11 protein-coding genes are annotated in these 13,719 nt (G+C 71.9%); 6 read left to right on the forward strand and 5 right to left on the reverse strand.

Annotated features, from left to right (window positions below; translation table 11 throughout):
* Nucleotides 1-76: 76 nt before the first annotated feature.
* Nucleotides 77-1,204: a glycerate kinase gene (locus JNB61_RS04820; protein ID WP_220338895.1), complete on the reverse strand. Its 1,128-nt coding sequence runs from the start codon at nucleotides 1,202-1,204 to the stop codon at nucleotides 77-79.
* Nucleotides 1,205-1,457: 253 nt separating this feature from the next.
* Between JNB61_RS04820 and galE the strand changes: the two genes are divergently transcribed.
* Nucleotides 1,458-2,435: a UDP-glucose 4-epimerase GalE gene (gene galE / locus JNB61_RS04825; protein ID WP_220338896.1), complete on the forward strand. Its 978-nt coding sequence runs from the start codon at nucleotides 1,458-1,460 to the stop codon at nucleotides 2,433-2,435.
* 53 nt (nucleotides 2,436-2,488) lie between these two features.
* On the opposite strand, the gene JNB61_RS04830 is transcribed toward galE, so the two are convergent.
* Nucleotides 2,489-3,481, reverse strand: coding sequence for a LacI family DNA-binding transcriptional regulator (locus JNB61_RS04830; RefSeq protein ID WP_223214634.1), 993 nt, complete (start codon nucleotides 3,479-3,481; stop codon nucleotides 2,489-2,491).
* Nucleotides 3,482-3,614: 133 nt separating this feature from the next.
* Here JNB61_RS04830 and galT point away from each other — a divergent pair, with 133 nt between their 5' ends.
* Together galT and galK are read left to right on the forward strand one after the other, a co-directional pair.
* Nucleotides 3,615-4,775, forward strand: a complete 1,161-nt coding sequence (gene galT, locus JNB61_RS04835) for a galactose-1-phosphate uridylyltransferase (RefSeq protein ID WP_220339112.1) — start codon at nucleotides 3,615-3,617, stop codon at nucleotides 4,773-4,775.
* Nucleotides 4,772-5,968, forward strand: coding sequence for a galactokinase (gene galK, locus JNB61_RS04840; RefSeq protein ID WP_308291206.1), 1,197 nt, complete (start codon nucleotides 4,772-4,774; stop codon nucleotides 5,966-5,968). The genes galT and galK overlap by 4 nt, the downstream gene beginning before the upstream one ends.
* A gap of 15 nt (nucleotides 5,969-5,983) precedes the next feature.
* On the opposite strand, the gene JNB61_RS04845 is transcribed toward galK, so the two are convergent.
* Entirely contained in the window at nucleotides 5,984-6,913 is a 930-nt protein-coding gene (locus tag JNB61_RS04845) for a DUF4190 domain-containing protein (RefSeq protein ID WP_220338897.1), read from the reverse strand.
* A 205-nt stretch (nucleotides 6,914-7,118) separates the two neighbouring features.
* Between JNB61_RS04845 and JNB61_RS04850 the strand changes: the two genes are divergently transcribed.
* Nucleotides 7,119-7,961, forward strand: a complete 843-nt coding sequence (locus JNB61_RS04850; RefSeq protein ID WP_159841496.1) for an alpha/beta fold hydrolase — start codon at nucleotides 7,119-7,121, stop codon at nucleotides 7,959-7,961.
* Nucleotides 7,962-8,027: 66 nt separating this feature from the next.
* Here JNB61_RS04850 and JNB61_RS04855 read toward each other — a convergent pair whose 3' ends face one another.
* The gene (locus JNB61_RS04855; protein ID WP_220338898.1) at nucleotides 8,028-10,310 is read right to left on the reverse strand and encodes a glycoside hydrolase family 3 C-terminal domain-containing protein; all 2,283 of its coding nucleotides are present in this window, start codon (nucleotides 10,308-10,310) and stop codon (nucleotides 8,028-8,030) included.
* A 108-nt stretch (nucleotides 10,311-10,418) separates the two neighbouring features.
* Here JNB61_RS04855 and JNB61_RS04860 point away from each other — a divergent pair, with 108 nt between their 5' ends.
* Together JNB61_RS04860 and JNB61_RS04865 are read left to right on the forward strand one after the other, a co-directional pair.
* Entirely contained in the window at nucleotides 10,419-11,057 is a 639-nt protein-coding gene (locus JNB61_RS04860; protein ID WP_220338899.1) for a TetR/AcrR family transcriptional regulator, read from the forward strand.
* Complete coding sequence (locus tag JNB61_RS04865; protein WP_220338900.1) at nucleotides 11,054-12,544, forward strand: carboxylesterase/lipase family protein; 1,491 nt, start codon at nucleotides 11,054-11,056, stop codon at nucleotides 12,542-12,544. The genes JNB61_RS04860 and JNB61_RS04865 overlap by 4 nt, the downstream gene beginning before the upstream one ends.
* 136 nt (nucleotides 12,545-12,680) lie before the next feature.
* Here the strand turns inward: JNB61_RS04865 and JNB61_RS04870 are convergent, their stop codons facing one another.
* Nucleotides 12,681-13,667 (reverse strand): LLM class F420-dependent oxidoreductase, encoded by a 987-nt coding sequence (locus tag JNB61_RS04870; RefSeq protein WP_220338901.1) that lies wholly within the window; start codon nucleotides 13,665-13,667, stop codon nucleotides 12,681-12,683.
* Between the last annotated feature and the right edge of the window lie 52 nt (nucleotides 13,668-13,719).

Raw genomic sequence — 13,719 nt, forward strand, 5'->3', positions numbered from 1 at the left:
TCGCCGAGACCGAGGACTCCCCGGAGACAAGGGATCTGACCACCGGTTTCGGGGGGGGATCCCACGTCTGGCGAGCTCAGCGCGGCGTGAGCTCGCGCGCCAGCTGGACTCCGGCCTCCTCGAGCCACCGCGCCGTCTCGGCCATCGCGGCCTCGCCCGAGCCCGCGAGCTCGGTGAGCGAGGCCGTCGCGGCGAAGCCCGAGGTGTCGGCATCCGCCGCGATGCGCCCTGCCACCAGGGCGACCGGCACGCCGGCTGCCCCTGCGACGGAACCGACGTACGCCGGCACCTTCCCTGCCGCGGACTGACCGTCGTACGACCCTTCGCCGGTCACGACGACGGATGCTGCGGCCACCGCCGCGTCGAGTGCGACGAGCTGCGCCACCGCTGCTGAGCCCGGCACCAGCCGCGCACCCCAGGCCAGCAGCCCGAACCCGGTGCCACCCGCGGCGCCGGCGCCCGGGGTCTCGGGATCGGCGTCGACCAACGCGGCGAGCCGCGCGAGACCGGCGTCGAGCGTCGGGATGTCATCGGGCGCGGCGCCCTTCTGCGGCCCGAAGACCTCGGCAGCTCCGTGGGGTCCGAGGAGCGGGTTGGTCACGTCGCTCAGCACCGTCACGCCACCGGACGGGAGAGGCGCGAGCCCCGACAGGTCGGCTGCCGCCAGCGAGCCGAGACCCCGCGCGCCCGCGGCGATCGGCCGACCCGCAGCATCCGTGAATCGCGCTCCGAGCGCCGTGAGCATTGCCGTGCCGCCGTCCGTCGACGAGCTCGAGCCGATCCCGAGCACGAGGCGCGACACTCCGTGCGCGAGGGCGCCGGCGATCGCCTCGCCGAAGCCGCGCGTGTGCGCGTCGAGGGCGCGCAGGCGGGGCGGAGTGCCGAGCAGCTCGATGCCGCTCGTGTTGGCGAGCTCGACGACCCCGGTGCCTTCGGGTGCATCCGCCGTTGACGGCAGCAGCACCCAGGACGCCTGCACGGGCTCGCCCTCCGGTCCCGTGACCGTCACCGGCATCCGTCGTGCGCCGGGCACCGCGGCCGCGAACGCGTCGACCGTGCCCTCGCCGCCGTCGGCCATCGGCATCAGCCGCAGTTCGGCGGCGGGGCGCTCGCGTCGCCATCCCGCCGCGAGCGCCTCAGCGGCGGCCGCGGCGCCGATCGTCCCCTTGAACGAATCGGGGGCGATCACGACGGTGTGGGCCATGGCGTCATTCTCCTCGGGAGCGCGTGCTCTTGATGTCTTCCGACCCGAGGCCGGTTGGGAAAGCGTTATCCTGCTTCCTATGGTATCCGTGGACGCCGCCCGAGCCGAGCCCGCGCGCTCCCCGCGGTCATGAACCTGGGGTCTGGTGCGCACCGAGGGCACGATCGACGCCGGGAACGCGGCATCCGTGCGACCGGGCAGAATGGATGCGGCGCCGCCCGGCGTATCCGCCCCCAGCTGAATCCGGAGTGACATGTCCTGGCTCGTGACCGGAGGTGCCGGCTACATCGGCGCCCACATCGTCCGTGCGCTCGCAGATGCGGGCCTGAGCTCCGTCGTCATCGACGATCTCTCGAGCGGCCACGCATCGTTCGTGCCCGAAATCGTGCCGTTCGTCCGCGGCTCGATCCTCGACGGCGACCTCGTCGAGCGCACGCTCCGCGAGCACGATGTCGCGGGCGTCATCCACCTCGCGGGGTTCAAGTACGCCGGCGTCTCGGTGCAGCGCCCGCTGCACACCTACGCGCAGAACGTCGAGGGCACGCGCGTGCTGCTCGCCGCGATGCAGGCCGCCGAAGTGTCGAACCTCGTGTTCTCATCGTCGGCCGCCGTGTACGGCACCCCCGACGTGCCGCTCGTCACCGAGGACCTGCCCAAGCGCCCCGCGTCGCCGTACGGCGAGTCGAAGCTCATCGGCGAGTGGATCATCCGCGACCAGGCGATCGCCACTGCCGCGTCGGAGCACGCCCTCCGCTACACCGCGCTGCGCTACTTCAACGTGGTGGGCTCGGGCGACCCGTCCGTCTACGACACCAGCCCGCACAACCTCTTCCCCCTCGTGTTCGAGGCGCTGCTCGCGGGCAGGACGCCGCGCATCAACGGCGACGACTACGACACCCCCGACGGCACGAACGTGCGCGACTACGTGCACGTGGCCGACATCGCGGCGGCACACGTGGCGGCGGCGCGGCGCCTGCTCGCGAACCGCCCCATCGAGCCCGCGTACAACCTCGGGTCGCAGAACGGCCTGAGCGTCCGCCAGATCATGGACGCCATGGCCCGGGTCACGGGCATCGCTTTCACGCCCGAGATCGCCCCGCGCCGCCCCGGTGACCCCGACCGCATCGTCGCGACCGGCGAGCTGGCCGCGCGCGACCTCGACTGGAAGAACCGCTACACCGTCGACGAGATGGTCCGCACCGGATGGGAGGCCCGCCGGGCCGCCGGCTGAGGCATCCATCCCCTCTTCGCGGATCCGGCGGTCGCCCCGGGGGCGAGCCCCGCTCAGCGGGCCGGTGCGGTGCTCTCGCGCACGATGAGGCGCGTCGGCAGGGTCTCGAACGCCGCCGGGGCGCCGGCCTCGATGCCATCCACGAGGGCGGCGACCGCGCGCGCGCCGAGGGCGTCGAAGTCCTGTCGAACGGTGGTGAGCGGCGGACGGTAATCGGCGGCGTCCGCCACGTCGTCGAAGCCGACCACGCTGACGTCACCCGGCACCGCGCGGCCCGACTCGGCCACCGCGCGCAGCACGCCCAGGGCCATCTGGTCGTTGCCGGCGAAGACGGCGGTCGCACCGGCATCGAGAAGAGCGGATGCCGCCGCGTGACCCGACGCGGAGGTCCAGTCTCCACGCACCAGGCGTGGCACCGCGGCGCCGCCCGCCGACAGCGCTTCGCGCCATCCGCGTTCGCGCTCCGCCGCAGCGAACGAGCCTTCGGGGCCGGCGAGGTGATGCACGGTGGCGTGCCCGAGGGTCAGCAGGTGCTCCACCGCGAGTCGCGCACCCGAGGCGTGATCGGTCTCGACCACGCCGAACCGGTCGTCGCGTGGCGAGTCGACGACCACGAGGCGCAGCCCGGGCGCGCCGACATCCGCACCACGCACCCGCGCCGTCGCCTCGTTCAGCACGATCGCGCCGTCCACGCCCTGCTCGGCCAGCCGCTCGAACGCGGCAGCGACGTCGCCGGCCGCGCCGAGCGTCACGACGGTGAGCGCGTAGCCGCGGCCAGCCGCGGCATCCGCCACCGCCTGCAGCATGCGGGAGTTGCCCACCGAGGCGAGGGTCGACACCATGAGCCCGATGGTCTGGGTACGGCCGGTGCGGAGGGCCCGCGCGGCGCGATGCGGACGGTAGCCGAGTTCGCTCATCGCCGCCTCGACGCGAGCACGAGTGTCGGGGTCGACGCGCGGGCTCGCGTTCACCACCCGCGACACCGTCTGACCCGAGACGCCCGCGCGCTCTGCGACATCCGCCATCGACACGCGCCTGGCTGTCATGCACCACCCCGTCCACCGGATGCGCTCGACGGGACGTCGGGCCGCAGCATCCGTGTTGACGCTAACGTAGCGGAGTTGCTACCGTGTTGACGTGAACACGCCTCAGGACGACACCGTGGTGTCCGCCCGCGATCTGCCGGCCGAGATCCTCGGCGCAGGGGTCGCCAAACGCCCGACCCTCCTGGCCGACGGGCGCGAGCTGATCTACTACGACGACCCCGAGACGACCCTCGGCCCCGACCGTGCAGTCGACGCGCGAGAGCTCGCACCGAGGCCCGGCACGGCGACCATGCGTCGCGACGTCCTGACCGGCGACTGGGTGTCGATCGCCGCGGCGCGCCAGAACCGCGCCTTCCTGCCGCCGGCCCACCTCGACCCGCTCGCCCCGCAGACGCCGGCCAACCTGTCGGAGATCCCGTCGCGGTACGACGTGGCCGTGTTCGAGAACAAGTCCCCGTCGTTCGGTCCGGCGCTCGCCGTCGCCCACGGCGATGCGCCTGCCGGTGTCGACGCCCCTCGCGATCTCGACGACCTCGTCGCGCCGGGGCTCGGCCGCACCCGCACGAGCGTCGGCCGTTGCGAGGTGGTGTGCTTCAGCCCCGAGCACTCCGGCTCGTTCGGATCGCTCTCGGCCACCCGCGCCCGCACCGTGATCGAGGTGTGGGCAGACCGCACGGCAGCCCTGTCGGCGCTGCCCGGCGTCGAGCAGGTCTTCCCCTTCGAGAACCGCGGGGAGGCGATCGGCGTGACCCTCCCCCACCCGCACGGACAGATCTACGCCTATCCGTACATCACCCCGCGCACCACGGGCCTCCTCGCATCGATCGACCGCGAAGGGCCCGACCTGTTCGCGCGCATCCTCGAGTTCGAGCGCTCCGGCGAGCGCGTGATCCTCGAGGGCGAGCACTGGACGGCGTTCGTGCCGTTCGCGGCGCGCTGGCCGATCGAGATCCATCTGCTCCCGCACCGGCATGTCGCGGACTTCACCGAGACGACGGACGCAGAGCGCGACGAGCTCGCACCCCTGTACCTGCGGCTGCTGCGGGGCGTCGATGCGCTTTACGACTCCCCTACGCCGTACATCGCCGCCTGGCACCAGGCGCCGGTGCACCGCGGACGCGATACCGCGCGCCTGCACCTGCAGCTCACCTCGCCCCGCCGCGCGGCCGACAAGCTCAAGTTCCTCGCCGGATCCGAGGCGGCCATGGGCGCCTGGATCGGCGACATCCCTCCCGAGACGGCCGCCGCGGCGCTGCGCGACGCCGTCGCATCCATCCCCGAGGAGACCCTGTGACCGCCACCGACATCCGCACCGCCGCCATCGCCCGCGCCCTCTTCGCCGCGCGCTTCGGTGCGGATCCCACGGGCACCTGGTCGGCGCCCGGACGCGTGAACCTCATCGGCGAGCACACCGACTACAACGACGGCTTCGTGCTGCCGTCGGCGATCCAGCACCGCACGCATGTCGCCCTCGCCCCGCGTGCCGATGGCGTCTTGCGTGTGCGTGTCGCCTCCACGTTCGACGACGCGACCGTCGACGTCGGCCTCGACGAGCTCGATGCGCTCTTCCCCGCGCGGCGCGACGATGTCCCGGAGTGGGCCCGCTACCCCTTGGGCGTGGCGTGGGCCCTGCTCGCGGCATCCGCAACCGACCCCTCGACCGTCACCGGCGTCGACCTCGCGTTCGCTTCCGATGTGCCGGTGGGTGCGGGCCTGTCGTCGTCCGCCGCCATCGAGAGTGCGACCGCCGTGGCCCTCGCCGACGCCTGGGGCATCGACCTCGACCGCGTCGCGCTGGCGAAGGTCGGGCGCCGCGCCGAGAACGAGGCGGTCGGCGCACCCACCGGCATCATGGACCAGATGGCGTCGCTCCTCGGCCGCGCCGACGCGGCGATCTTCCTGGACTGCCGCTCGCTCGAGGCGCAGGTCATCGACCTCGGCTTCGCAGGTGCAGGACTCGAGCTGGTCGTGATCGACACCGGTGTGAAGCACTCTCACGCGACAGGCGGCTACGGCGAGCGCCGCGCCGCATGCGAGCGCGGAGCCGCGGCGCTCGGCGTGCCGGCGCTGCGCGACGTGAGCGTCGACGACCTCCCGCGCCTCGCGGAGCTCGTGGACGAGGTCACGTTCCGGCGCGTCCGCCACGTCGTCACGGAGGACCAGCGCGTGCTCGACACGGTGCGGACGCTCCGCGAACAGGGCCCCACGGCGATCGGCGACCTCCTCGTCGCCTCGCACGCCTCGATGCGCGACGACTTCGAGATCTCGGTCCCCGAGCTCGACACGGCGGTAGAGGCCGCGCTGGCGGCCGGCGCCGTGGGGGCCCGCATGACCGGCGGCGGCTTCGGCGGCGCCGCGATCGCGCTGGTCGCGCACGATCTCGTCCGAGCGGTGACGGATGCCGCCACCGCCGCCTTCGCGGCCGCCGGCTTCGCCGCTCCCACGGTCTTCACCGTGACGCCGTCCGCCGGCGCGGCCCGCGACTGAGCGGTCCCCGCCGGGTCAGGGAAGCGCCGGCAGCGCCTCGTACTGGCGGACCATCAGGGTGAGGACCTCCTCGACGGTCCCGTCCTCCCATTCGGTGGACGTGGTCCCGAGGACCGTCACCCAGGCCTTGATGTGGCTGAGCGCGCCGAGGCCGGTGAACTCGGGGCACACCGCTTCGCCGGATTCCGCGGCGATCCACGCGGTCGTCGCGTAGCCCTCCCACGTCTGCTGCTGCGCGTCGTCGACCAGAATCAGGGCACTGCAGGGTCCCGTGTTCTCGTCGAACTGCTGAACCTCGCCGTACACGACGTAGGTCTGTCCCCGTGCGGCCGCAGGGTCGGCGACGATCGCGGCGAGCCCTGCGTCGTCGAGCGCGGCGAAGTCGGGCGCGGGAGCCTCCTGCGCGGCGACCGCGGTGTCGTCCTCCGGGTCGGCGGGGGTCCCGCCCTCCTCCGCGACGACGGGGTCCTCCTCGGCCGCGGCGGTCGGCGCCTCGCCGGCGAGCACCTGCGCGTACCCCGACCAGACGGCGTCGCGGAACTCCTGGGGCTGCACCGCGATGACCACCAGGACGAGGATCGCGATCACGGACGTCAGCAGGCCCCATCCGCCCATCACGATGCCCGGGATGGCGAGCCCCTTGCTCTGACGCCGGCGCAGCGCCGTGATCCCGAACCCGACCGCCAGTGCCCCGAGAACGAGACCGACGACGGGCAGCCAGCCCAGCATGAAGGCCACGATGCCGAGGATGAGCGCCACGAGGGCGACGTTCCTCGGGGGCTTCGCGGCACCGGCGGCCGGGGTCGGCGCAGGCGGCGCGACCGGAAGCTCCGGAGCTTCCTCGGTGAGCACGGCGGCGGACGGCGGGAACGAGGTCGGCGGCGCAACGGAGGCGTCGGCCGCGGGGAGCGTGCCGTCGCCGGCGCTCTCGGGAGGGGTGGCCATGCTGTCAGTATCGGGCCAGCCGGGCGCTCGGACCCGCTTATCCACAGGGCGGGCGCGGCGAAGTCGCAGATCCATGTGCGGGTCCGGCTGAACGCCGCATGAACGCTCATGACGCACGCGGGCCAGACACTGGCGGGGATGGATGCTGCGGCCTAGCGTCGAGCGCAGGGTCGCGGCATCCGTCCGCGAACCGGAAGGAGCGATCGTGGCGTACATCACCGTCGGAACCGAGAACTCGGCGGACATCGACCTCTACTACACCGACCAGGGCCCGTCGGATGCCCAGCCCGTCGTGCTGATCCACGGCTTCCCGCTCGACGGCGAGTCGTGGGGCAAGCAGCAGGCGGCGCTGCTTGATGCCGGCTACCGCGTCATCGCGTACGACCGTCGCGGCTTCGGGAAGTCGAGCAAGGTCGGCTCGGGGTTCGACTACGACACCTTCGCCGGAGACCTGCACGCGCTCATCGAGGACCTCGACCTCCACGACGCCGTGCTCGTGGGCTTCTCGATGGGCACGGGCGAGATCGCCCGATACCTGTCGCGGTACGGCAGCGGCCGGGTCGCGAGGGTGGCGTTCCTCGGGTCGCTCGAGCCGTACCTGCTCAAGACCGAGGACAACCCCGAGGGTGCGGGGCCCCAGGAGTTCTTCGACGGCATCGCGCAGTCGGTGCGCGAGGACCGCTACGCGTTCATCGCCGGGTTCTACAAGGACTTCTACAACCTCGACGACAACCTCGGCTCGCGGATCTCGCAGGAGGCGCTCGACGCGAGCGTGCAGGTCGCGACGTACGCGGGCAACACGGCGATCGCCGCGGCGCCGCTGACATGGCCGACGGACTTCCGCGCCGACATCCCCGCGATCGACGTGCCCGCGCTCATCCTGCACGGCACCGCCGACAACATCCTGCCGATCGACGTCACGGCCCGCCGCTTCAAGGACCTGCTTCCCGGCGCCACCTACGTCGAGCTCGAGGGCGCACCGCACGGGCTGCTGTGGACGCACGGCGCCGAGGTCAACGAGGCGCTGCTGGCCTTCCTCCACAGCTGAGACGACGACGGATGCCTCGGCGCCGCGCCCTCGACGGGCTCGGCGCCGGGGCATCCGCCGTGCGAATCAGTCCCGCTGCGCAGCGTTCGCCATCGCGAGGAGGTCGTCGATCATCTCCGGTCCCGTTCCGGCGCCGTCGCCCGCAAGAGCGCCCATCATGCCGATGCGGCCGATCGGGAACGACTCCATCATCTTCGACATGTCGACGCCCTCGGGCATGATCGACGCCGCACTCTCGTCGAGGCCGCCCATCATCTGGGCGATCGCAGCCTGCACGACCGGACCCGCGATCGGGTGGCTGAGCACTTCACCCATGGACGACGTGCGCGACAGCGGCAGGCTCACCACGTCGCCTTCGACCGCCACGGTGACCGACGAGCGGATGTCGCGGCTCGACGCGGCGACATCGATCGTGTACTCGCCGCCCTCGACGACCCATCGGCCTGGGCGGATGTCCCAGTATGCGAGGTCCTTGCGGCGCACCGTCAGGGTGACGACCTGCGTCTCGCCCGGCTCGAGCGCGACCGAGGCGAAGGCCTTCAGCTCGCGCGGCGCGCGCTGCACCGACGATCCGTTGAGCGAGGTGTAGACCTGCACGACCTCGCGGCCCGCGCGGTCGCCGGTGTTGGTCACGGCCACGGTCACCTCGACATCGCCGTTCGCGTCGACCTGAGCCGCGGCATCCGTGTACGAGAAGGTCGTGTACGACAGACCGTGGCCGAAGGGGAATGCGACCTCGAGGCGGCGAGCGTCGTACCAGCGGTAGCCGACGAACAGCCCTTCGCCGTACCGGGTGTGCGAGAACTCGCCCGGGAAGTCGAGGAACGCGGGGGTGTCCTCGAGACGCATCGGGATCGTCTCGGTGAGCTTGGCCGAGGGGTTGACGTCGCCGAACAGCACGTCGGCGGTCGCCGCGCCGCCGGCCTGGCCGAGCAGCCAGGCCTCGAGGATCGCCGGCACGCGGTCTGCGAAGGGCAGCGCGACGACGCCCCCGTTCGAGAGCACCACGACGGTGTTCGGGTTCGCCGCGAGCACCGCGTCGACCAGATGCAGCTGCGCCGCGGGCAGGTCGATGTCCTCGCGGTCGTAGCCCTCCGACTCGAGTCGGGCGGGCAGGCCCAGGAACAGCACGACCACGTCGGAGACGGATGCTGCGGCCACCGCCTCGTCGCGCAGGGCTGACGTCTGCTCGTCCGCGACCTCGAGCGCGTTGCTGAAGCCCTGCGCGTATGCGACCTCGCCGGCGGTGAGCGCACGGATCTCCTCCAGGGCGCTGTCCAGGCGCGTCGGGTTGATCATCGACGAACCCGCGCCCTGATACCGGGGCTTCTCGGCGAACTCCCCGATGACCGCGATCTTCGCGTCCTTCGCAAGGGGCAGCAGGTCGCCGTCGTTCTTCAGCAGCACGATGGAACGGCCGGCGGCCTCGCGGGCGAGGGCGTGGTGGGCATCGACGTCGAGCGGGCCTGCAACGGCTCCGGCACCCTCGGTCGCCTTGCGCACAAGGTCGAGCACGCGGCCGGCCGCGACATCCACCGCCGACTCGACGAGCGAGCCGTCCCTCACCGCGGCGACGATCTGCGCGTCGGTGACGCCGTTCGAGGACGGCATCTCGAGGTCCATGCCGGCGGCGAGACCCGGAACCCGCTCGTTGACGGCACCCCAGTCCGAGACGACGAGGCCCTCGAAGCCCCACTCGTCACGCAGCACCCGGGTCAGCAGCCACGGGTCCTCCGAGGCGTACACACCGTTGATGCGGTTGTACGAGCACATCACGGTCCAGGGCTGCGCGTCCTCGACGACGCGCTGGAAGCCGCGGAGGTAGATCTCTCGCAGCGGACGGGGGTCGACGTCGGACGACGACCGCATGCGGTCGTTCTCCTGGTTGTTGGCGGCGAAGTGCTTGAGCGAGGTTCCGACGCCCTTCGACTGGATCCCCCGCACGATCGCGGCGCCGAGCACGCCCGACACGATCGGGTCCTCGGAGAGGTACTCGAAGTTGCGGCCGCACAACGGCGAGCGCTTGATGTTGATGCCGGGGCCCAGGAGCACCCCGACGTTCTCGATCGAGGTCTCGGTGCCGAGCGCCTCGCCGACGCGGTGGACGAGGTCGATGTCCCACGACGAGCCGAGGCCGACCGCGGGCGGGAAGCAGGTGGCGGGAACGCTGTCGCCGATGCCGAGGTGGTCGCCGCCCTCGCGCTGCTTGCGCAGACCGTGCGGGCCGTCGGTCACCATGATCGCGGGCACGCCCACGCGGTCGACGGACTTGGTGTGCCAGAAGCTCGCGCCGCTGGTGAGCGACGCCTTCTCTTCGAGGGTGAGTTCCGTGACATCGGGGATGCTCATGGAGTTCCTTCCATGCTGGGGTGACGAGGCTCCGCTGTGGGCGCTCGAACCAAAACCTTATGCCATTTGGTTTTGAGAACTCAAGCCATGTTCGGGTTTACTTCTCCTATGGCAGAGAGCGGCACGGGGCGACGGGGCTCCTACGCGAAGGGCGTCGCCAAGCGCGAAGAGATCCTCACGCGCGCCCTGGACGTCATCGCCCGCGAGGGCTATCGCGGCGCTTCGGTGAAGGAGCTGGCCGATGCCGTGGGTCTCAGCCAGGCCGGACTCCTGCACTACTTCGACAGCAAAGAGGAGCTCTTCACCGAGATCCTCCGCAAGCGCGACGAGCTCGACTCCGTCGGGCAGGGCCTCGGGGGCGACCTCCAGCAGGGACTCGCCGCGGCCGACGACGGCGAGCTGCTCGACATCCGCTCGGGCTACCTCAGCGTGATCCGCCACAACGCCGAAGTCCCGGGCCTGGTGCATCTGTTCGCCCGGCTGTCGGTCGACGCGACCGATCCCGAGCATCCCGCCCACCAGTTCTTCGTCACCCGCGGCGAGAGTCTGCGCGAGTTCTTCGCCCAGGCCATCGCGGCGAAGCAGGAGACCGGCGAGATCACCGACCGGGTCGACCCCGAGACGATCGCGCGCCTGTTCCAGGCGGTCGCCGACGGCATGCAGCTGCAGTGGATGCTCGAGCCCGACGTCGACATGGCCGCCACGGTCGACGCCCTGTTCGAGCTGCTCACCCCGGAGAAGCGATGACGACCACCACGCTCTATGCGGAGGCCGAGACGACCGCAGGACGCGTGCGCGGCTTCTGGCGAGGCGAACCCGGAGCCGGCGGGTCAGCCGCTTTCCTCGGCATCCCGTTCGCGAAGGCTCCTGTGGGCGAGATTCGGTTCGCCGCCCCCGTTCCCGTCGAGCCGTGGGACGGCGTGCGCGATGCTCTCGAGTTCGCAGCGACGGCGCAACGCGGCGATACCGGGATCACGCTGATCCCCGAGCCTTCGGTTCCGGGCGAGTCGACGCTGAATGTGAACGTCTTCACTCCGGCTCCCGGGGAGACGGATGCTGCGCTCCCGGTGCTCGTCTGGATCCATGGCGGCGGCTACGTGTCGGGGTCGCCGGCGAGCCCCTGGTACGACGGTCGAGCTTTCAACCGCGACGGCGTCGTCACGGTGACCATTTCGTACCGTCTGGGCTTCGACGGCTTCGGGCACATCGCGGGCGCGCCATCGAACCGCGGGGTGAGGGATTGGCTCGCGGCGCTGGAGTGGGTGCAGGCGAACATCGTCGCGTTCGGCGGCGACCCCGCCCGCGTCACGATCGCCGGCCAATCGGCGGGCGGCGGTGCCGTGCTTCGCCTGCTCGCCATGCCGGCGGCTCAGCACCTGTTCCATTCGGCGTGGGCGCTCTCTGCCGCCCTTGCCGACGTCGCGCCCGACCGCTCCCGCGCACTCTCGGCCCGACTCGCGCAGCTCCTCGGCGTCACGCCGGACCGCGAGGGGTTCGCGTCCCTGCCTGAGGACGCGATCCGCGAACAGCAGCGCGCGGCGGCGAGCCCTGAATCCCGGGACCGGCTCGCCGGCGTGCGCTCGCTGCTCGGCGACGGCCTCTCGCTCGGCCCCGCCATCGATGGCGACCTGATCACGCAGCCCACGATCGCGGCGCTGCGTGCCGGCGTGGGTGCCGACAAGCCCCTCCTGCTCGGTGCGACCGACGACGAGTTCACGATGGTCACCGACTCCGCACGCGGTGTCCTGCGATTCGTGCCGCCGGGCTTCGCGCTGGCCCGCCTCCACGTGCCGCGCGAGCGCCGGCGCGCGTGGCTCGCCGCCAACCGCGCACAGCGCCGGCTCGGCACGGCGGCGGTCCTGGGCCGGTTCGCCACCGACACGGTGTTCCGCTCCACTGTGGTGAAGGTCGCGGAGGCACGCACCGCGGCGTCTACATGGGTATACAGGTTCTCGTGGCCGTCGCCGACACGACGCTGGTCACTGCACTGCCTCGACGTGCCGTTCTGGTTCGACTGCCTCGACGAGCCGCACGTTGCGGCGCTCGCCGGCGAGGCCCCTCCGAAGGCCCTCGCGGCTGCGATGCACGGTGCCGCGTCCGCCTTCGCGCGCGGCGGTGACCCGGGGTGGCAGCGCTGGGCGGATTCGCCCGGCGTCACGCGCGTGTTCGGGGCTGCAGCATCCGTCCCCGAGGTCGCCGACGACGGCTACCGCAGCGTGCGCGCGCTCATCTGACCGCTCCCGCCAAGATCGGGGCGCGCCGCGCCCGTTCGGGGCGCGCGCCGCACGCCCCGAACGGGCGCCGCACGCCCCGAACTGTCGCGCGTCAACGGGACGACGCGCGCCCCGGACCGGCATCGCCGGCCGGGCGTCAGGAGAGCGCCGGGATGACCTCGCGCTCGAAGAGCTCGACGCCGGAGAGGTCGTACGCCGCCTCGGGGAAGTAGTGGATCGCGTAGCCGAGGCCGTGCTCGGAACGCTCCGCCAGCCGCTCGGCCACCTGCTCCGAGGTGCCGAAGGCCGGCGACTCGAGGTAGTCGTGCTCGATCCTCGCCACGCGCTCGTCGCCGACATGCGGGCGCAGTCGCTCGACGACGGCCGACAGTCGCTCGCGAGCCTCCGCCTCGGTGGCGCCGACGATCGTGTTGAAGTTCGACGACCGCGTGATCTCCGAGACGTCGCGGCCCAGCGCCTCGCAGTGTCCGCGCAGGACGTCGCTCTTGTGGTCGAACTCCTCGATCGATCCGGCGAAGTTGGTGTACGAGCCGTACTTCGCGGCGATCTTCAGCGTCACCTTCTCGCCGCCGCCGGCGATCCAGAACGGGATGCCGCCGTCCTGCAGCGGAAGCGGCTGCACGATCGCCCCGTCGACCCGGTAGTGCCTGCCGTCGAGCGTGGCGCGTCCGGTGGTCCAGGCTTGCTGCATGATGTCGACACCCTCGCGCAGCATCCGGAGCCGCTCGGGAACCGGCGGGAAGCCGTAGCCGTACGCCTCCCACTCGTGCTCGTACCAGCCGCCGCCGATGCCCATCTCGGTGCGTCCGCCCGAGACGATGTCGACGGTCGCCGCGACCTTCGCGAGATAAGCCGGGTTGCGGTAGCCCATGCACGTGCACATCTGGCCGAGACGGATGCGGCTGGTCGAGGCGGCGAACGCGGCCATGAGGGTCCACGCCTCGTGGGTGGCCTCGTCCGAGTGGACCGGGGTGGTGTGGAAGTGGTCGTACACCCAGAGCGACTCCCACGGGCCGGCGTCGGCGCGCTGCGCGAGGCCGTTCATCACCTCCCAGTGGTTCGCGGGCTCGATGCCGACGAGATCGAATCGCCAGCCTTGGGGGATGAAGGTTCCGAAGCGCATGATCCCCACCCTAGGGCGCTCGACGGATGCCCGGCCCGGCGAAGCTCAGCCT

Source organism: Microbacterium ureisolvens (assembly GCF_019511645.1).
Taxonomy (GTDB): Bacteria; Actinomycetota; Actinomycetes; order Actinomycetales; family Microbacteriaceae; genus Microbacterium; species Microbacterium ureisolvens_A.